The sequence below is a fragment of the Flavobacterium olei genome, from assembly GCF_039749035.1.
GTDB lineage: Bacteria > Bacteroidota > Bacteroidia > Flavobacteriales > Flavobacteriaceae > Flavobacterium > Flavobacterium olei.
This window is the reverse complement of the sequence record NZ_JBDKWC010000004.1, coordinates 384,996-403,848: the sequence shown is the minus strand read 5'-3', so window position 1 is coordinate 403,848 and position 18,853 is coordinate 384,996. Positions and strand designations below refer to the sequence as shown.

The following is an 18,853-nucleotide window of genomic DNA, read 5'->3' as shown; positions in this document are numbered from 1 at the left end:
TTTTGACTACAACGATCTCAAATTCAACGATAAAAGCTTCTATAAATCACGCGGGAGCAGAATTATTTTCAATTAAAGACAATCAAAACCAGGAATATATCTGGGAAGGCAATCCAGATTTTTGGGGGAAGCACTCTCCTGTTCTTTTTCCGATTGTTGGTACTTTAAAAAACAATACTTATAAAATTGACGGAAAAGAATACCAATTACCGCGTCACGGTTTCGCCCGTGATATGGAATTTGATCTGATCGAAAAAACAGATAACAAAGCTGTTTTTTCTTTAAAATCGTCTGAAGAAACACTGCAAAAATATCCATTTGAATTTGAATTACATCTTATTTATACCCTTAACGAAAGTTCACTAAATCTGGAATACAAAATAATTAATCATGGAAAATTCCAAATGCCTTTCTCTGTAGGAGCACATCCTGCAATTGCTCTTCCGGGTAATTTTGAAACTTATGCCTTTCAGTTTGAAAAGCAGGAAAATTTAAAATATTATCTTCTTGAAAATGATTTGATTTCTTCTAAAACAAAAATTTTAGAAACAAAAAACAATACTGTTCCTTTAAAATATGAATTGTTCAAGAACGATGCGCTGATTTTTAAAACATTGGAATCAAAAGAACTCACAATTTTGAAAGATTCAACACCATACGTAAAAGTCTCTTTTAATGATTTTCCAAGTTTAGGAATCTGGACCAAAGAAAATGCTCCCTTTGTATGCATAGAGCCTTGGCTGGGATATTCGGATACAGATGAAAATTCGGGCGATTTATATGAAAAGGAAGGGATTCTCACTCTGCCGGAAAATGAATCTTTTACTGCAAAATTTACCATAACTATTTTATAAACAACTCAATATGCTGAATTTTAATTTTACTCCATTTCCTAATGTAGAGACAGAGCGATTAATTTTAGACCGGATTACAGAGAACGATCTAACAGAAATTTTTGAATTGCGTTCTAATCCTGAAACGATGAAATATATCCCAAGGCCTCTGGTAAAAAATCACGAAGAGGCTTTGGAGCACTTCAAGATGATCGACGCCAAAATTGAAGACAATACGGGCATTAACTGGGGCATCAGATTAAAAAACAATCCAAAGCTTCTTGGAATTATTGGTTATTACAGATTGCAGCCTGAAAATTACCGCGCAGAAATTGGTTATATGATTTTACCGGAATTTCACGGGCAGGGAATTGTTCCGGAAGCTGTTAAAAGACTTATACAGTTTGGATTTGAAGAGCTAAAACTGCACTCTATCGAAGCGGTTATTGATCCTGACAACTATGCATCAGAAAAAGTACTGCAAAAATGTGGTTTTGTTAAGGAAGCACATTTAAAAGAAGCAGATTTTTGGGAAGGAAAATTCGTCGACAAGGTAATTTATTCATTACTAGAGAAATAGATTTTATTGTTATTAATTTAAAATATAATACAATACTTATCTGTCATTATCCGTTATATTTGCGCTCAAAATCGGCAAAAATAGCTGTTTGAGTTCAAAAACATTTTTATGAAAAAAATACCAGCCCTAATTGTTCTTTTATTTTGCGTTCAATTACAAAGTCAGACTTTTGTGAAATTTAATGGAGCAACCGCACTAGTTTTAGTCCCAAACATTGGAATCGAAACAAGTATTGGAGAAAAAACAACTTTCAGTTTTGATGTAATGGCTTCTTTTTGGGAATCATTTGACAATAAGCATCCAATGAAATTTATCACGGCGACACCTGAAATCCGCTATCATTTCAAAGAAAAATTTGACGGTTTTTACGTTGGAGGACATATTGGTGTCGATAAATACCAATTACAAAAATGGAATTACTGGAACAGTAATCATTACGAAGATGGCTTTGGTTACAGACTTGGTGCTACAGTAGGATATAATCTAAAACTAAGTGACAAATTTTTACTTGATTTTTTTGTTGGCGCCGGCTGGCATCAGGGATTTTATCACGGTTATTATAATGATGGAACGCCGGGAAGATATGAAAAAGCCCAAAACTGGAATAAAAGCGGTGAATGGCTTCCGTATCGCGGCGGCGTAATGATTTCTTATAAATTATAAAGCTAGTCTAATTTAGGAAGTGTTTTAATATATAGTTCCTCTGTTTTTTTGCGGGCCCAATCTGTCTTTCTCAAAAAAGTAAGACTTGATTTCACACTCGGATTAGATTGAAAACATTTAATCGGGATTAGCTCTCTTAAAGTGTCAAAACCATAATGAGCGACTAAAGTTTCAATAATTTTTTGAAGTGTGATTCCGTGTAAAGGATCTTTTGACTGGTTTTGCATTTTATTTCTTTTTATGATATCAAAAGACCGTACTTTTTTGTACGGTCTTTCTTTTTTGTAAAATTACTAAAATAGAATTTTACGATAATCAAATAAAGAATAAATTAGAACAAGAATTTAAAATCCCACCGAAATGAAGAAGTCTGTGCCTGAACTGCCGAGTAGAAAACTTCATTTATGTGCTGGCCCAATTGCGAGTTTGAGCCAAGCAAAATTTTTAAAAATTCTTCCTTAAAATTATGAAGCAAACTTAGTACTAAGCTTTTCTAATCGGGATGACGAAAATCATAGATTAAAAAAAATCTTTAATTATCTTTGGTAATACAGAAAATTTTCAATTTTGTCTTACATTTGCATCTATGTTAAAATCAGTCAATATATTAAATAAGAGAGCCCGTTTTGATTACGAGGTAATCGATACATATACTGCCGGAGTAGTTCTGACAGGCACCGAAATTAAATCTATACGTTTAGGAAAAGCCAATATTACAGAAAGCTTTTGCGAGTTTAGCGGTATGGAGCTTTTTGCAATTAATACCTATATAGAAGAATATTCTTTTGGAAATCAGTTCAATCATAAATCCAGAAGTGAACGAAAATTGCTTTTGAATAAAAAAGAATTAAAAACGCTTCATAAAAATGTGCAGGCCAAAGGATTAACTATTGTTCCCCTAAAGTTATTTACCAACGAAAAAGGCTTGGCAAAGTTGCAGATTGGTCTTTGCAAAGGAAAGAAAAATTACGATAAACGTGAATCTCTCAAAGAGCAGGATACCAAACGAGATTTGGACCGTATAAAAAAAGCTTACAATTAATTAAAACTTTTAATTAACTAAACACCTGTTAATTAATATTTTATACTTATTTTTACTGGTAACCAATTAACCGTAAAAATATGAAAAAGTATTTACTTTCTTTGATTTCTGCATTTTGCTTAATGAGTTGTGGGAGCAACACTTCTATTGTAAACAGCTGGAGAGATCCTGATATTACCGTTGCACAGGAGCAATTCAAAAAGGTTTTAGTGGTCGCTTTGGTAAAAGACGAAGCTTCCAGAAGAATTACCGAGAACAGAATAGCTTCGGGCAGTCCTATTTTTAAAACTTCTTATCAATATTTGAATGCAACTACTACACTAACACAAGAGCAAAAATTAAAAGTGCTGCAGGATGAAAACTTCGATGGCGTGATTACCATGCGATTGGTTAGTAAGGAAAAGGAAGTAAATTATGTACCTGGAACTTATACCGGAATGTACTATGGCGGCTTTGACGGAATGTATACCGGCATGTACGGCTATGGTTTTGGTAATTGGTACGGAATGTATTCGCCTGCCTTCTATGATCCCGGTTATTATCAGGAAACCACATCATATATGGTTGAAACCAATATTTTTTCATTAAAACAAAACAAATTAATCTGGACCGGAACAACAGAATCACAATATGTTACAGATCTGGGACAAACGGTAGACGCCATAATGCAGGCGGTGGTTAAAGAAATGAAAAAAGACGGTTCGCTTCCTTCAAAATAATAGAGCTTTTCTGCAAATTAAAGTTACTTTATAAAAAAGACTAAATTTGTCAAGACAATATTAGTCATAAATCAAATTATGAAATCACTTTTAAAAGCAGCAAGAGAACAAAAAGGCTTAAAAACCCGAGAGGTGTCTCAGGAACTTGGTATCGATCAGGCACTTATTAGTAAATTTGAGTCGGGTGCACGTAAACCTACCAAAGAGCAAATTATAAGGTTAGCTCAGTTTTTAGAGATTGATTATGAAACCTTAATAGTTGCCTGGCTTAAGGAGAAAATTTTATATGAAATTGGCGACGATGAATTTGCCTTAAAAGCTATTTCTCTGGCCGAACAGGAAATTAGGTACAATAAAACAGTTTCAAAACTAAAAATCTCAACGACTTTAGAAAAAATTCTTAAAGAGATTGATATTTTAAAAGCCAAATTAGATAGTTATCATCAATATGACAGTCATAGAATCAGGCAGGCATTAGAACTCGAATATACTTTTGAAAGTAACCGTATTGAAGGCAATACCATGACACTTCGCGAAACCGATATGGTTGTTAATGAAGGCTTGACAATTTCCGGAAAAAGCATGCGCGAACATCTTGAAGCTATCAATCATCAGGAAGCTATTGGCTTTATTAAAGATTTAATACAACGAAATGTTCCTTTAAACGAGCGGGATTTTTTATCCATACATAATCTAATTTTAAGAGGAATTATTCCGGAAGATGCAGGACGCTACAGAAAAGTTCAGGTGATGATAAAAGGAAGTACGCATATGCCACCACAACCTTATATGATCGCCAAAGAAATGGAAGATTATTTTCTTTGGTATGAAATTAACAAAAACAGACTTCATGCTGTTGTTTTAGCTGCAAAAATGCATGAAAGACTGGTTAAAATTCATCCTTTTATTGATGGAAACGGCCGGACTTCCCGCTTAATCATGAACTTAATTTTATTACAGAAAGGATATTTAATTGCCAATATAAAAGGAGATTATGAAAACCGAATGCAGTATTATCAAACTTTAGAAACCGCTCAGACCAAAAATAACAAAGAAGATTTTTTACTTTTTATAGCGCAGATCGAAAAACAAAGCCTCGAACGTTACATTGAAATTCTAACACAATAAAAAAGCCCGTTAATCGGGCTTTGTCATTAATTTTTATCTTCTAATAAAGGAACAAATCTAAATTCTCCAAACTCATGTTTTTCAAATTGAGTTTCGTTTTTACGAATCAGTAACGTCATAATCTGAACATCTTCTCCTAACGGAATAACAAGTCTTCCTCCTATTTTTAGCTGGGCCATGAGCGGCTGCGGTATAAACGGCGCACCGGCAGTAACTATAATACTGTCAAACGGAGCAAAATTTGGCAATCCTTTATAACCATCACCAAACGAAAGATGCTTTGGCCTGATATTTAATTTGGGAAATAAAATCGATGTTGTTTTAAACAATTCCTTTTGTCTTTCTACACTATACACTTTCGCGCCAAGCATACATAAAACAGCTGTCTGGTAACCGGATCCTGTACCAATTTCCAGAATTTTGTGTTCTTTCTGAACTTCAAGTAACTGCGATTGAAATGCAACTGTATAAGGCTGCGAAATAGTCTGACCGGCACCAATAGGAAATGCTTTGTCCTGATAAGCAAAATCTTCAAAACTTGAATTCAGAAAAAGGTGTCTTGGAATTTTTTTAATCGCTTCCAGAACCGCTCTGTCTGTAATTCCTTTTTGTTCTAAAGTTGTTACTAATTGATTACGAAGTCCTTGATGTTTGGCAGTGTCTTTCAAAATGGGTAGAATTTATTTTCGCAAAAATAAGAAACAAAACAGGATTTCAAATATTGATTTTTAATTATTAAATTAATAAAACCGAAAGTCAAAGGTCTAAAGCTATAAACGGCAATTCGCAACCCAGAACTCACAATTACCTAAATTCTTTTTCACGTTAAACAAATAAATTATATTTTTGTTTAAAATACATTCTCATGTTAAAAGTAGGAGTTTTAGGTGCTGGTCATCTTGGTAAAATACATTTACGCTTATTACAACAATCTGACCAATACGAATTAGTTGGATTTTACGACGAAAATCAGGAAAATGCCGAAAGAATCTCAAAAGAGTTTGGCTATAAAAACTTCAGTACAATTGCAAAACTTATTCACGCTGTCGACGTGATTGATATTGTAACTCCTACCCTTTCGCATTACAAATGTGCTAAGGTGGCCATTAAATCCGGAAAACACATCTTTATAGAAAAACCAATTGCCAACACTGTAGAAGAAGCTGAGGAGATCATCGCTTTAGCGAATGAATACAATGTAAAAGGACAGGTGGGTCACGTTGAGCGTTTTAATCCTGCTTTTATCGCAACCAAAAACATGATCGAAAATCCGATGTTCATTGAAACACATCGTTTGGCCGAGTTTAATCCACGTGGTACTGACGTTCCTGTGGTTTTAGATTTGATGATTCATGATATTGATGCCATTTTGAGTGTTGTCAAATCAAAAGTTAAAAATATAAATGCAAGTGGTGTTTCGGTTATCAGCGATACGCCAGATATTGCAAACGCCAGAATCGAGTTCGAAAACGGCTGTGTTGCCAATTTAACGGCAAGCAGAATTTCGTTAAAAAATATGCGTAAATCACGTTTCTTTCAAAAAGATGCTTACATTTCAGTTGACTTTCTGGAGAAAAAATGTGAAGTTGTCCGTATGAAAGATGCACCGGAAGTTCCCGGAGATTTTGATATGATTCTTCAAAATGCTGAAGGCGTAAAAAAACAAATCTACTTTACCAATCCCGACGTAGAAGCAAACAATGCAATTCTTGACGAACTGGAATCGTTTGCCAATGCAATCAAAACAGACACTACTCCTGTTGTAACTCTTGAACAAGCTACAGATGCATTACGGGTGGCGTATCAAATTATTGATTGTTTCAATAAGTAATTTATAGAATTTTAAAATAAAAGTTAGCCACGAAATTCACTTTAAAATGGTGAATTCGTGGCTAAATCGTAAAATATAATACGCCAAATTAAATGAAAACAATAGCTGTAATTGGAGCAGGAACAATGGGTAACGGAATTGCACATACTTTTGCGCAAAGCGGATTTACCGTAAAATTAATTGATGTTTCTGAAAAATCACTGGATAAAGGAATGGCAACTATTGCTGCCAATCTGGACCGAATGCTGTCTAAAGGAACTATTACGCAAGAAGAAGTAGCCAAAACCATTACTAATATTATCACTTATACGGATATAAAAGATGGTGTTGTTGGTGTAGATTTGGTTGTGGAAGCCGCTACCGAAAATGTAGAATTAAAACTGAATATATTCAAACAATTAAACGAATATTGTGCGCACAATACGATTTTAGCAACCAATACTTCATCTATTTCGATTACCCAAATCGGAGCCGTTGTTGCACATCCTGAACGTGTTATCGGAATGCATTTTATGAATCCGGTGCCCATTATGAAACTAGTTGAGATCATTCGTGGTTATAACACAAGCGATGAAGTGACCAAAATCGTAATGGAATTATCTGAAAAACTAGGTAAAGTTCCGGTTGAAGTAAATGATTATCCTGGTTTTGTGGCAAACAGAATCCTGATGCCAATGCTAAATGAGGCAATAGAAACGTTATATAATAAAGTAGCCGGTGTTTACGAAATTGATACCGTAATGAAACTGGGAATGGGACACCCAATGGGACCTCTCCAATTAGCTGATTTTATTGGTCTTGATGTTTGTCTCGCGATTTTAAACGTAATGTACGACGGCTTCAAAAACCCGAAATATGCTCCTTGCCCATTATTGGTGAATATGGTTCGGGCAGGAAAATTGGGAGTGAAATCGGGAGAAGGTTTTTATGATTACAGCGAAAGTAAAAAAGCAGAGAAAATCTCGAAACAGTTTTTATAGCATTTGGTTATTTCGATGAAGAAAGTACTCTTTTTAATCATTTTAATAATTTGTAGTTTAGCTGCTCTTTATTATTACAAACCTGTAACAATTAATTACTTTTTTGGAATAACACGAGTTTTAGAACCTGAAAACGGTTATCAATTATATATCAATAATAAAAGATACGAAAATTGTGTTTTTAAAAGCACAGAGAGTTTTGATAAAAAACGAAAACACAATCTTTTAATTTTATATTTAAGAGATTTAGAAATTAAACCGCCTTTTGAAATAATTGCTGTTGATATTGATAAAAAAGCAACAGGTTACTTCTGTGGCTCTGTTAATTGCTATGATAAGGTATTTGGCAGCCTGTTTCAAAGTGATATGGGCTCGTTCTACACTTATTTAGAAGATGATGCAAAAGGACCCGGATTTGACAGTAAATTAAAAATAGAAAATAAAAAGATCGATTTTTACGTTCCATCAGAAAGAAACGGAAGATTGCATATTCAGCTTTTAAAAAAATAAAAAAATGTCAATAGCATCGAACATAGATACAATTAAAAAAAGTTTGCCCGAAAATGTAACTCTTGTGGCGGTTTCCAAAACAAAACCTGTTTCAGATTTAATGGAAGCGTATAACGCGGGGCAACGTATTTTTGGGGAAAACAAAATTCAGGAAATGACCGATAAATGGGAAGAAATGCCCAAAGACATTCAATGGCATATGATCGGTCATGTTCAGTCGAATAAAGTAAAATTCATGGCGCCTTACGTAACGTTGATTCATGGTGTAGACAGTTTAAAATTGTTACAGGAAATAGACAAACAAGCCCTTAAAAACAATAGAATTATAGATTGTCTGCTGCAAATATATATTGCAGAAGAAGAATCTAAATTTGGTTTGGATGAAAGTGAATTAAACGAACTTTTAACTTCTTTGGAGTTCAAACAGTTGAAAAATATTCGTATCTTAGGATTGATGGGAATGGCAACTTTTACAGACGATCAAAACCAGATAAAAAAAGAATTTAGAAATCTAAAATCTACTTTTGATTCCATTCAAAAATTAGAAACTGCAAACTGCCAGTTTAATACAATATCAATGGGAATGTCCGGCGATTATAAATTAGCGATTGAATGCGGCAGCACAATGGTTAGAATTGGAAGCAGTATTTTTGGAGGGCGATAATTTTCAATATCAATTGCAATATAAAAAATCAATTGCAATTGAAACAAAAGAGATAATGGAAAAAATTTTCAATTTTGAAGATCGATTAGTTCGCTTTGCCGGAGAATCAATTTTCTTTACACGACAATTAACAAAATTATTCGAAAATGAATATTATAAAAATCAGTTAATTAGATCATCAGGCAGTGCCTCTTTAAATTTTGGGGAAGCACAAGGAACAATAACTGATAAAGATTTTATTTTCAAAGTTTCATTAGTTGTAAAAGAGCTAAAAGAATCTAGAAATTCGTTAAAAATCTTAGATTACATAAAAGAAGGTGATAACGAAAAAAGAAATAAACTTCTAACCGAAGTTGAACAGCTTATCGCAATTTCATCAAAAATGATAATTAATAAAAAATAATTTTTTCAGTAACAATTATATAATTGCAATTACAATTTTAATTTCAGAAAACAATTTCAATTTTATACCATTGATATTGATGTTGAAATTGAATTTTGAGATTGAATTGATTTTTGATATTGATTTTTGATATTAACACTGAATTTGTACGCAATACTTGACATAGAAACCACTGGAGGACAATTTAATGAGGAGGGAATTACCGAAATCGCCATTTACAAATTTGATGGTCATGAAGTAATAGACCAATTCATTAGTCTTGTTAATCCTGAAATTCCGATTCAGCCATTCGTTGTAAAACTGACCGGGATAAATAATGCTATGTTGCGTTCTGCACCAAAGTTTTATGAAGTAGCAAAACGCATTATAGAAATCACATCCGACAGCGTAATTGTGGCTCACAATGCTTCTTTTGACTATCGAATATTACGAACCGAATTCAGACGTTTAGGTTATGATTTTGAAGCCAGAACACTTTGTACTGTCGAATTGGCCAAAAAGTTAATTCCCGAACAACCTTCTTACAGTTTGGGTAAATTGGTGCGTGCACTGGGTATTCCTATGGCAGACAGACATCGCGCCAGCGGAGACGCCATGGCAACAACAAAGCTTTTTAAAATGCTTTTAGAAAAAGATGTCGAAAAAACAATCGTAAAAGATTTTATAAAACTTGAAGTTGAAAAAGGAATTGCACCAAAATTTTTGGATCTGCTAAATCAAATGCCAACAAAAACAGGCGTATATTATATTTACAACGAAGCCGGAACTTTAATTTACATCGGCAAAAGCCAGAATATAAAAAAGAGGGTTAATCAGCATTTTACAGGAATTACAACCAAAAGCAAAAGAATTCAGGCTGAAGTTTTTACCATTACGTATGACGAAACAGGAAGCGAATTAATCGCACTTTTAAAAGAAAGTCAGGAAGTAAAGGTTAACAAACCAAAACATAATCGTTCTCAGAAAAAAGCGTATTTTCCATTTGCTTTATATCCAGAAAAAGATTCGAATGGCTATATTAATCTAAAATTGGAAAAAGCAGACGGCAGAAAAAAAGAAATTACTTCGTTCGTTTCCCTGCAGGAAGGAAAAAATGCCCTTTTTAAATTTACGGCAAAATACCAGCTGTGCCAAAAATTAACCGGTTTGTATCATTCCAAAAAAGAATGTTTTCAATATGCAATACAAGAATGTGATGGTGCCTGCATAGGAGAAATAACAACCGAAATTTATAATTTAAGAGTTCAGCAATTCATTTCAGAAAACAGTTTCGAAAACAAAAATATGGTTCTCATTGACAGAGGCCGAACTATAAATGAGAGAAGTGCAATTCTGATAGAAAACGGTATCTACAAAGGGTACGCGTATTATGATCTGAATTACCAGATTACTAATATTGAAATCCTCAAAAATATTCTTATACCAATGGAACATAATCGTGATGTCAAAAATATTATTCAAAGTTATGTCCGTAAAACCAAATCGATAAAAATACTTCATTTTTAACGCAAAACGTATCCAATTGGTATGAAAAGACACAAATCGCAATACGAAATCTTCAGAGAAAAAATAAAAATCGTTCTCTACGGGACCAATACTTTAGCCGGCCGCATGTTCGATTTAGTTCTCCTCGGACTTATTTTACTAAGTGTGCTGTTAATTATGCTGGATACTGTGCAAGGCATCAGTTCCAGATATCATAATTATCTATGGATTTGCGAATGGATTATTACCATTTTCTTTACAATAGAATATATTCTAAGAATAATTTCAATTCAAAAACCTGTTAAATATATTTTCAGTTTTTACGGAATCATCGATCTTCTGGCCGTTTTACCCATGTATTTATCGATATTTTTTCCTGGCGCTAGTATCTTATCAATCGTTAGGGCGTTGCGTTTCCTTAGATTATTCAAAATTTTACATATTCCGCAGATCTCACATCAATCATATCAATTAAAAGAAGCCATTGATGCCAGTAAAGAAAAAATCCTGGTTTTTATTTATTTTGTTTTAATCAGTACCATTATCATTGGTTCGGTAATGTATCTGGTAGAAGGCAGATCTTCAGGATTTACAAGCATCCCGATATCCATTTACTGGACTATTGTAACCCTAACAACAGTTGGCTATGGAGACATTTCTCCGCAATCGCCTTTGGGACAATTTATTGCTTCTCTGGTTATGATTTTAGGATACGGAATTATTGCTGTTCCAACAGGAATCGTAACGGCTGAATTTGCAAAAAAGACTTTAAATAACAACGCTGTAAATACCGGCAAAACATGTAAGAAATGTAATTCGCAAGTCCATTTTGACAATGCCGAGTATTGTTATAAATGTGGAACTGAATTACCAAAATAATTAATTTTAGAAGTTAATCCGGCTGTACATTGCAACTCCTCCTTATATTTGTGTTTTTTTAAGTCATAAAAAGAGCTTCTTTCAGTCGCTTTTTTATTCCAAAAAAAACGGACAAATATAAGTCCGGGGTTTCCATTTCCATCCGGGCTAAAAACATGAAATATCTAATAACCATCGTCGGACCAACAGCAATAGGCAAAACAGCCCTTAGTATTGCTTTAGCACAACATTTTAAATGCGAGATTATCTCCTGCGACAGCCGTCAGTTTTTTAAAGAAATGACCATCGGAACAGCAGTTCCAAATCAGGAAGAACTGAATGCAGCAAAACATCATTTCATTCAGAATAAATCCATTTTTGAAAATTATACTGTTGGTGATTACGAAAAAGAAGCACTTTTAAAATTAGAAGAACTTTATAAAAACAATGATTTTGCCATTCTTATTGGTGGTTCAGGCTTATATGTTGATGCCGTTTTAAAAGGGTTTGACGAATTTCCGGAAATCGATTCACAAGTTCGCTCCGAAGTAAATTCAAACTATGAAAAACTCGGACTTGAATATCTTCAGGAACAATTGAAACATATGGATCCTGAATATTATCAAAAAATAACAGCCGAAAATCCGCAGACCTTACAAAATCCACAGCGAATGATGCGTTTTGTAGAAGTTTGTGTTGGAACTCAAAAACCGTATTCCTCCTTTTTAAATCAAAAGAAAAACAACAGAAACTTCACTCCTGTGTTAATTGGTTTAGAAGCCGATCGCGAAATCATTTACAAGCGGATAAATCAGCGTGTTGATATTATGATGAGCGAAGGACTATTGGAGGAAGCAGAAGCATTGTATCCTAACAAAGCGTTAAATGCGCTGCAAACCGTGGGGTATAGAGAATTATTTAGTTATTTTGATGGAGATTTTTCTTTACCATTTGCCATAGAAGAAATCAAAAAAAATACAAGAAGATTTTCAAAAAGACAATTAACGTGGTTCAGACGAAACCAAAATACCAAATGGTTTGATTATGCAAAAGACAAAAAAGAAATCATTAATTATATCGAAGAACAAATAAAATAATCTTTTTCCATCTTCTTTATTCGTTTATTTAAAAATAAAATCCCAAAATGCCAATAGCACCCAATTTCACATCAGTATTAAGCAAAGACTGGGAAATCAATTTCACCCAATGCACACCAACGGGATATTTAAAATATACCGATTTGTGTAACTTACTGCAATTAACGGCAGCAGCACATTCTGAAGTTGGAGGAATCAGTTTTACAGACATGCAGGAATTTAATCAGGCTTGGGTTTTGAGCCGCATGCGTGTAGAGATAACCGCTTTACCAAAATGGCAGGATGTTGTCACAGTAAAAACATGGATAAATAGTCTTGAAAACTCCCGTTCTGTCCGTGCTCTCGAGATGTATGTAAACGGAGAAAAAATAGTAGGAAGTGAAACTTTTTGGGCTGTTTTTAATACAAAAGCACGTCGCCCCGAAGCTCTTGCATTACCTTACGAACACTTTGAACTTTTTCCCGAAAAGAGAGCAACAACAGAAGGCTTTTCTAAAATTAATATCAATTCTGAAAAAGAATCCGTTTTCGAAAAAACAGTATATTTATCTGATTTGGACATTGTTAATCACGCCAATAATGTAAAATATCTGGAATGGTGTCTGGATCATGTAAATCCGAAAAGAATTTTAAACCAGGAAATAAAAAGTTTTGAAATGAATTTCCTAAAAGAGCTTTCTTTAAACGATCAGGTTATCATTCACGAAAGTGATAATGAATCTCTTACTGAAACGACATTCAGCATTGCAAAAGGTGACAAAACCTGTTTCGCTCTGGAACTGCACTGGAAATAAAAAAAGTTTCAGGTCTTAAATTTCAGTTCGCAAAAGCTGAAACTTTAAACCTGAAACTTGCAATTTAATTATTTATTTTTTACTTGATTTTTTTAGGAGTTTTCTTTGCTTTTTGTGGTTTCTTTTTGTCTTTTAGGACATCCATTTTACCTTTTATTCTTTTCTCTAAATCAGAAATTCCAGAGTCATAATCATGCTGAACAGAATAAAGTTTAGCATATTTAATTTCTTTTAAAGCATCTTGAAATTTTTGCTGAGTTTCAAACAAGAATGCTTTCTTTACATAAATTTCAGATTTATTAATTCCCTTTATGGTCAGGGCAAATTCAATTAATTTGTGAGCTTCCTCATAATCTTCGTTCAAAATCAAAGTCTGTAGATAGTACGGATATACTTCCAAAGCATAAATATTGATTGCCAAAGCTTCCTGAAAATAAGTTTTAGCTTCTTCGTAATTCATCAGCTGCTCCGCCTGAATTCTTCCGTACAAACATAAAACCATTGTGTTTTTAGAATCATAAGAAAAAGCATAATCCAAAGATTCTATAGTTTCTTCAAGCGAATACGGATAATTATCCAAAGCCTGAAAAAGGTATTTATCAATTGTTTTCATTTCGTAAATCGTTTTTTAATTTCTGACGAGTCCCTTTGTAACTTTTCTCCGTTTTATCTTTCTTGAAATCACTTCCTGTAAAAACACGTATTGGGTTTCCGCGCTCAATATTAAGCTGATTTTCCCATTGTTTTCCAACATGATCTTTAAGCTGACTGAGTTTCTCGTCTTCTAATTTTTTAATTAATCGTTCTGTTGCCAGTTTTTTGTTTTGATGCTGCGAACGGCTATCCATAGAAACTACCGCAATTCCAGTTGGCATATGAGTTGCCCGAATAGCAGAACTTACTTTGTTGACGTGCTGTCCGCCCGCACCCGAACTCCGCATAGCCTGATACTGAATATCATTTTCTGATACTGACATATTTTTCTGTGCTTCAATTTCAAAAATACCAATAAACCAGTTTTTACGTTTGTGCATTTTCCTAAACTGACTCTGACCAATCCATTGAATTGTTCCAATCCAGGAATTCGCAAACTGATTGGCGTTCTTTCCCTTTATGGAAATAGAAGCTGTGGCTACAGTTCCGTTTTCTTCACCAGCTTCTCTCTGAAGTAAAACGGTTTCGAGCTGCTGTTCCCGCGCTTCATCCAAAACTTTTTTTAGCACCTGGGCAACCACCCAGGTACATTCTGCAGGTCCGCGACCCGCTGTTATCTGAATTATTCTTTCCATTTCTTTAAAATTTTGAGGAGTTTCTCCCTGTTTTTTGCTGCTTTTACAAATTGCGGAAGTCTTGCAACTAATGTCGAACTGTAACTTCCTTTCGCATTTCGTTCTCTCAAATCTGCAGCGATATATCTTTCCAGATAATTAATATGATCCTGATTGTAAGCCCAGAAGATATCTCCGCTGACTTCTTTTTGAAACCATAATGGTAAGTCGTACCACATTTCCTTTACTAATCCGTTATCTAATTTTGATTCTTCTTTAAGCCTGTAACTCTTTGTTTTCCATTCTTCCTGAAAATCACAATGAGGACATTTAGTCTTATACGTTAACGGCTTTTCTTTTAGTGGTTGAGACTGATATTCAAATTTTTCAAAGCAATTATTACAATACTCTTTTCCGTAAGCTATATATAGATAGACGGGTTCTGTTATTTTATAAAAACAATTCTTGCATTCAAAAACCATATTGTGACATCTCCCACACTTACAGTCTTCTTTTAACTCTTCTTTAATGGCTGCTTTAGAGTCACATTTTGGGCATCTTACCCAAATCTCATTATAAAAGCTTCCCAGCCATTTATTTTCATCTTGAAATCTTTTCATAATCTTCAATTTAGCGATCCATTCTAACAATCTTAGGCGTAAATGTTCCTAAAACTTCTACTAAATCTGTTTGGTTGGCCATTACTTTCTTAATGTCTTTGTACGCCATTGGTGCTTCGTCGATATTACCGCCAATCAGGCTTACATCGTTAGCTTTCAAAACCCTTTTGATTTCACTTTGCGTAAAAGTACTTTTGCATTTCGCTCTCGAAAACAAACGGCCGGCACCATGCGAAGCCGAGTTTAAGCTTTCGGCATTGCCTTTTCCTTTTACAATGTAACCCGGCGCCGTCATAGATCCCGGAATAATTCCTAACTGACCTTCTGCGGCAGGCGTCGCACCTTTTCTGTGCACAATACATTCCTCTCCGTTTACCAGTTCTTTCCATGCAAAATTGTGATGATTTTCTATAGTTACCACTACTCTTTTTCCAATCGCTTTTGCAATTCGCCTGTGAATATCATCATGACAGGCTTTGGCATACTCTCCTGCTAAATTCATAGCCAGCCAATATTCCTGACCGTCGTGAGTATTCAAATCGAGCCAGGCCAAATGCTGTGCGTTTTTTGGTAACGGACATTGTTTTGTTGCCAGATACGTATAATGTTTTGCAATGTTGGCACCTAATCCGCGTGAACCACTGTGAGAAAGTACCGCAAAATATTCACCTGCCCCTAATTTCCAATCGTTTTCCGGATTGTCAATTGTAGCGATTCCAAATTCTACAAAATGATTTCCTCCACCTGAACTTCCCAACTGTTTGTACGCTTTTGGCAAAAGGTTCTTTAACAATGGTATATCCTGAAACTCGCTTTTATAAAAAACATCATGATCTGCTCTGTTAGCATGCGTTTCATTCATCCCGAATTTGGTATTGTCTTTCAATATAGCTTGCAGCTGATGCTCTTTTCCTTTAAAATAGGACGCTGGAATATCGAAAATCGACAAACTCATTCTGCAGCCAATATCCACTCCGACACCATACGGAATCACTGCATTATCCGTCGCTAAAACCCCGCCAATTGGCAAGCCATATCCTGAATGTGCGTCTGGCATTAAAGCCCCTGCAACCGAAATTGGAAGTTTTAATGAATCGTACAATTGAAACTTCGCCTGATCATCAATTTCATTTTCACCAAAAATACTAAAAGGCACTCTTGTCGTTTTAAGCTGATGCATTCTCACCTGTACAGGTTTAATTAAACCTTCTGCCAATTTTCCCCAGGTTCCGTTTCCTTCGTATTTTTCAGGATGCAGCAAAACGTCTTTAGCTTCTGTTAAAATGGACTCCTTTTTTTCTCTCTTTCTATATCGGTTTATCTGCCCCAAGGCAATGTTTATTGAATTATTTTTTGGAAATCCTAACTTAATCAGGTCTTTTCCGGATAATTTATTTCCCATGATTTTCTATCATTTCGTCTGCATATTCCTGATACAACAGGTGCAGACTTTTATTTTTAATCGGGTTGATCTCTTTTGGATTTTCTTTTTCATAATAATTCCAACTACGAGAAAAACCATCTACTAATCTGTTTATTTTATTTCTTAAATTATGATTAACAATATAATTGTCAATAAGCTTAATTTGACTTTCTAAATCAGAATCTACCATTTTTGTATGTGTGATCATATACGGACTCACACGCAACACATATCTCCAGGGTTCATCAAACACATAATGAATTTTGTAGCGTTTAAAATTGCTGCACCAGCGTTCCCTTTTATAAAAATGTGTTTTTTCTTTTTCAGTCAATTCTAGTTTGGGACTTCTCCATTCCCATTCTGAAAATTCTTTTACAGTCTGGATTTTTTCAATATAAACACGCCTTCTCTTTCGTTTCTTTTTTTCCTTAAAATATTTTTCCGGAGAAAACTGCCATGTATTAATTTTTTCCAATAATTCTATGTAAAATGGAGCTTCACTTGATTTTGCAATATCATCCCTTAATTTAAAATTACGCTGCCAGCCTTTTTGATAAGGATTTTCTAAAGGGACTAAAGGTAAATCTCTGCGTTTCTTCCAAAGGGAAACCTCAAGCTTTCTTAACTGAATTAATTGTTTCTCAAAATCTTCTTTTACTAGTCGTTTCTTTCTTTTTTTACTTTTAAAACGAGTGCATAATGCATACTCGTCTAACGTATAATTTTCCATAAAAAATTATCGTGCATTAAATTAAAGCCATTAGGCTAACTAATTTATCCCTGTGGATAAAAACTAAAAATCGATTTTCGGGAAAATTTTGAAGTGTCTAGAATAAAAAAAAGCCCGAAACTAAATGTCTTCGGGCTTTTTTTTATATCTGAAATGTATTTCTAAGATTGAAATAAGCCACGAAGAATTGCTTCACCAAATACATTTGATGTAAAGCTCTGAGATGTCAATGTAAGTACAAACATTTTTTCTTCGTTTTAAAAGGTTATTATTTTTTTTCGTCTGCAAATATTGTAAATTGTTTTTTGATTTTCCAAATAATTTTAAAGAAAATTCATCAAAATTAAATGCACATTCCAAAATCAAAACCTCTACAACTAATTTAAACACATCGAAAACAAGCGATTACATAAAAATATTTCAAAATAAAAGGAAATAAAATATTTAAAAAAATGACATAAAAAAAAGCCCTGATTTCTCAGGGCTTATATTGTAAAGGTGATTTTTTATTCAGAAACTTTGCTTTTTACAACCAATCTGAATCCTTCTCCGTGAATGTTTAAGATTTCCACATCCTCATCAGATTTTAGATATTTTCTAAGCTTCGCGATGTAAACGTCCATACTTCTTGAAGTAAAGTAGTTATCATCTCTCCAGATTTTTGTCAATGCTAGTTCTCTTGGCATTAAGTCGTTTTCATGAAGAATAAGCATTTTAAGCAATTCATTCTCTTTTGGAGATAATTTAATTGGCTCTTCATCCTGGAAAGTCAAAAATCTTAATTTTGAATTTAGGTGGAACTTACCAATATTAAATTCAAATTGTACTTGTTCTGCTTTCGTATCAGCAGATTTTCTTTGAATGATAGCTTTAATTTTCATTAAAAGTACCTCAGAATCAAAAGGTTTATTTAGATAATCATCTGCACCAGCTTTATACCCTTTCAACACATCCTCTTTCATAGATTTTGCTGTCAAAAATATAATTGGCACTTCACTATTTTTCTCTCTAATTTCTTTTGCCAAAGTATATCCATCTTTATAAGGCATCATTACGTCAAGTATACATAAATCATATACATCTTTCTTGAATTTTTCGAAACCTTCCATACCGTTTTTAGCTAAAGTAACTTCAAAGTCATTTAACATTAGATAATCTTTAAGAACTGCCCCAAAATTTAGGTCATCTTCTACTAAAAGTATTCTTTTGTTAGTATTTTCCATAT

General features: G+C 33.9%; 23 protein-coding genes. 15 read left to right on the top strand and 8 right to left on the bottom strand.

Annotation, left to right across the window (positions count from 1 at the left end; genetic code table 11):
* The first annotated feature begins 2 nt into the window (after positions 1 to 2).
* The 3 genes from ABEB31_RS12660 to ABEB31_RS12650 all read left to right on the top strand — a co-directional run bounded on the left by ABEB31_RS12660 (position 3) and on the right by ABEB31_RS12650 (position 2,076).
* Positions 3 to 854: an aldose 1-epimerase family protein gene (locus ABEB31_RS12660; protein ID WP_347051986.1), complete on the top strand. Its 852-nt coding sequence runs from the start codon at positions 3 to 5 to the stop codon at positions 852 to 854.
* A 10-nt stretch (positions 855 to 864) separates the two neighbouring features.
* The gene (locus tag ABEB31_RS12655) at positions 865 to 1,413 is read left to right on the top strand and encodes a GNAT family N-acetyltransferase (protein WP_347051985.1); all 549 of its coding nucleotides are present in this window, start codon (positions 865 to 867) and stop codon (positions 1,411 to 1,413) included.
* 108 nt (positions 1,414 to 1,521) lie between these two features.
* A complete protein-coding gene (locus tag ABEB31_RS12650) occupies positions 1,522 to 2,076 on the top strand; it encodes a DUF3575 domain-containing protein (protein WP_347051984.1) in 555 nt (184 codons plus the stop codon).
* 2 nt (positions 2,077 to 2,078) lie between these two features.
* On the opposite strand, the gene ABEB31_RS12645 is transcribed toward ABEB31_RS12650, so the two are convergent.
* Positions 2,079 to 2,303 (bottom strand): VF530 family protein, encoded by a 225-nt coding sequence (locus tag ABEB31_RS12645; protein WP_347051983.1) that lies wholly within the window; start codon positions 2,301 to 2,303, stop codon positions 2,079 to 2,081.
* 359 nt (positions 2,304 to 2,662) lie between these two features.
* Here ABEB31_RS12645 and smpB point away from each other — a divergent pair, with 359 nt between their 5' ends.
* From smpB to ABEB31_RS12630, 3 genes are all read left to right on the top strand, one after another.
* The gene (gene smpB, locus ABEB31_RS12640) at positions 2,663 to 3,118 is read left to right on the top strand and encodes an SsrA-binding protein SmpB (protein ID WP_347051982.1); all 456 of its coding nucleotides are present in this window, start codon (positions 2,663 to 2,665) and stop codon (positions 3,116 to 3,118) included.
* A gap of 80 nt (positions 3,119 to 3,198) precedes the next feature.
* Positions 3,199 to 3,837 (top strand): DUF4136 domain-containing protein, encoded by a 639-nt coding sequence (locus ABEB31_RS12635; RefSeq protein ID WP_347051981.1) that lies wholly within the window; start codon positions 3,199 to 3,201, stop codon positions 3,835 to 3,837.
* 78 nt (positions 3,838 to 3,915) lie between these two features.
* On the top strand, positions 3,916 to 4,965 hold the full coding sequence (locus ABEB31_RS12630) for a Fic family protein (RefSeq protein ID WP_347051980.1): 1,050 nt from the start codon (positions 3,916 to 3,918) through the stop codon (positions 4,963 to 4,965).
* A 26-nt stretch (positions 4,966 to 4,991) separates the two neighbouring features.
* On the opposite strand, the gene ABEB31_RS12625 is transcribed toward ABEB31_RS12630, so the two are convergent.
* Entirely contained in the window at positions 4,992 to 5,633 is a 642-nt protein-coding gene (locus ABEB31_RS12625) for a protein-L-isoaspartate(D-aspartate) O-methyltransferase (RefSeq protein ID WP_347051979.1), read from the bottom strand.
* 197 nt (positions 5,634 to 5,830) lie between these two features.
* Here ABEB31_RS12625 and ABEB31_RS12620 point away from each other — a divergent pair, with 197 nt between their 5' ends.
* The 9 genes from ABEB31_RS12620 (at position 5,831) to ABEB31_RS12580 (ending at position 13,587) form a co-directional block, all read left to right on the top strand.
* Complete coding sequence (locus ABEB31_RS12620; RefSeq protein ID WP_347051978.1) at positions 5,831 to 6,796, top strand: Gfo/Idh/MocA family protein; 966 nt, start codon at positions 5,831 to 5,833, stop codon at positions 6,794 to 6,796.
* Between the two features lie 92 nt (positions 6,797 to 6,888).
* Positions 6,889 to 7,776, top strand: a complete 888-nt coding sequence (locus tag ABEB31_RS12615) for a 3-hydroxyacyl-CoA dehydrogenase family protein (RefSeq protein WP_347051977.1) — start codon at positions 6,889 to 6,891, stop codon at positions 7,774 to 7,776.
* Between the two features lie 15 nt (positions 7,777 to 7,791).
* On the top strand, positions 7,792 to 8,286 hold the full coding sequence (locus ABEB31_RS12610; protein WP_347051976.1) for a hypothetical protein: 495 nt from the start codon (positions 7,792 to 7,794) through the stop codon (positions 8,284 to 8,286).
* Between the two features lie 4 nt (positions 8,287 to 8,290).
* Positions 8,291 to 8,950, top strand: coding sequence for a YggS family pyridoxal phosphate-dependent enzyme (locus tag ABEB31_RS12605; RefSeq protein WP_347051975.1), 660 nt, complete (start codon positions 8,291 to 8,293; stop codon positions 8,948 to 8,950).
* A gap of 55 nt (positions 8,951 to 9,005) precedes the next feature.
* Positions 9,006 to 9,353, top strand: a complete 348-nt coding sequence (locus ABEB31_RS12600; RefSeq protein WP_347052243.1) for a four helix bundle protein — start codon at positions 9,006 to 9,008, stop codon at positions 9,351 to 9,353.
* Between the two features lie 144 nt (positions 9,354 to 9,497).
* Positions 9,498 to 10,859, top strand: a complete 1,362-nt coding sequence (locus tag ABEB31_RS12595; RefSeq protein ID WP_347051974.1) for an exonuclease domain-containing protein — start codon at positions 9,498 to 9,500, stop codon at positions 10,857 to 10,859.
* 21 nt (positions 10,860 to 10,880) lie between these two features.
* Entirely contained in the window at positions 10,881 to 11,717 is an 837-nt protein-coding gene (locus tag ABEB31_RS12590) for an ion transporter (RefSeq protein WP_347051973.1), read from the top strand.
* A gap of 155 nt (positions 11,718 to 11,872) precedes the next feature.
* Positions 11,873 to 12,793 carry a tRNA (adenosine(37)-N6)-dimethylallyltransferase MiaA gene (gene miaA / locus ABEB31_RS12585; RefSeq protein WP_347051972.1) on the top strand — a complete coding sequence of 307 codons (921 nt, stop codon included), beginning with the start codon at positions 11,873 to 11,875 and terminating at the stop codon, positions 12,791 to 12,793.
* A 47-nt stretch (positions 12,794 to 12,840) separates the two neighbouring features.
* Complete coding sequence (locus ABEB31_RS12580) at positions 12,841 to 13,587, top strand: acyl-[acyl-carrier-protein] thioesterase (RefSeq protein WP_347051971.1); 747 nt, start codon at positions 12,841 to 12,843, stop codon at positions 13,585 to 13,587.
* A 79-nt stretch (positions 13,588 to 13,666) separates the two neighbouring features.
* Here the strand turns inward: ABEB31_RS12580 and ABEB31_RS12575 are convergent, their stop codons facing one another.
* The 6 genes from ABEB31_RS12575 to ABEB31_RS12550 all read right to left on the bottom strand — a co-directional run bounded on the left by ABEB31_RS12575 (position 13,667) and on the right by ABEB31_RS12550 (position 18,851).
* Positions 13,667 to 14,200: a hypothetical protein gene (locus tag ABEB31_RS12575; RefSeq protein ID WP_347051970.1), complete on the bottom strand. Its 534-nt coding sequence runs from the start codon at positions 14,198 to 14,200 to the stop codon at positions 13,667 to 13,669.
* Entirely contained in the window at positions 14,187 to 14,876 is a 690-nt protein-coding gene (gene prfH / locus ABEB31_RS12570; RefSeq protein WP_347051969.1) for a peptide chain release factor H, read from the bottom strand. The genes ABEB31_RS12575 and prfH overlap by 14 nt, the downstream gene beginning before the upstream one ends.
* Positions 14,864 to 15,475 carry a hypothetical protein gene (locus ABEB31_RS12565; RefSeq protein ID WP_347051968.1) on the bottom strand — a complete coding sequence of 204 codons (612 nt, stop codon included), beginning with the start codon at positions 15,473 to 15,475 and terminating at the stop codon, positions 14,864 to 14,866. The genes prfH and ABEB31_RS12565 overlap by 13 nt, the downstream gene beginning before the upstream one ends.
* 10 nt (positions 15,476 to 15,485) lie before the next feature.
* Positions 15,486 to 16,877, bottom strand: coding sequence for an RtcB family protein (locus ABEB31_RS12560; protein ID WP_347051967.1), 1,392 nt, complete (start codon positions 16,875 to 16,877; stop codon positions 15,486 to 15,488).
* Positions 16,867 to 17,628, bottom strand: coding sequence for a hypothetical protein (locus ABEB31_RS12555; RefSeq protein WP_347051966.1), 762 nt, complete (start codon positions 17,626 to 17,628; stop codon positions 16,867 to 16,869). The genes ABEB31_RS12560 and ABEB31_RS12555 overlap by 11 nt, the downstream gene beginning before the upstream one ends.
* Positions 17,629 to 18,134: 506 nt before the next feature.
* Positions 18,135 to 18,851, bottom strand: coding sequence for a response regulator transcription factor (locus tag ABEB31_RS12550; protein ID WP_012025443.1), 717 nt, complete (start codon positions 18,849 to 18,851; stop codon positions 18,135 to 18,137).
* Positions 18,852 to 18,853: the final 2 nt, after the last annotated feature.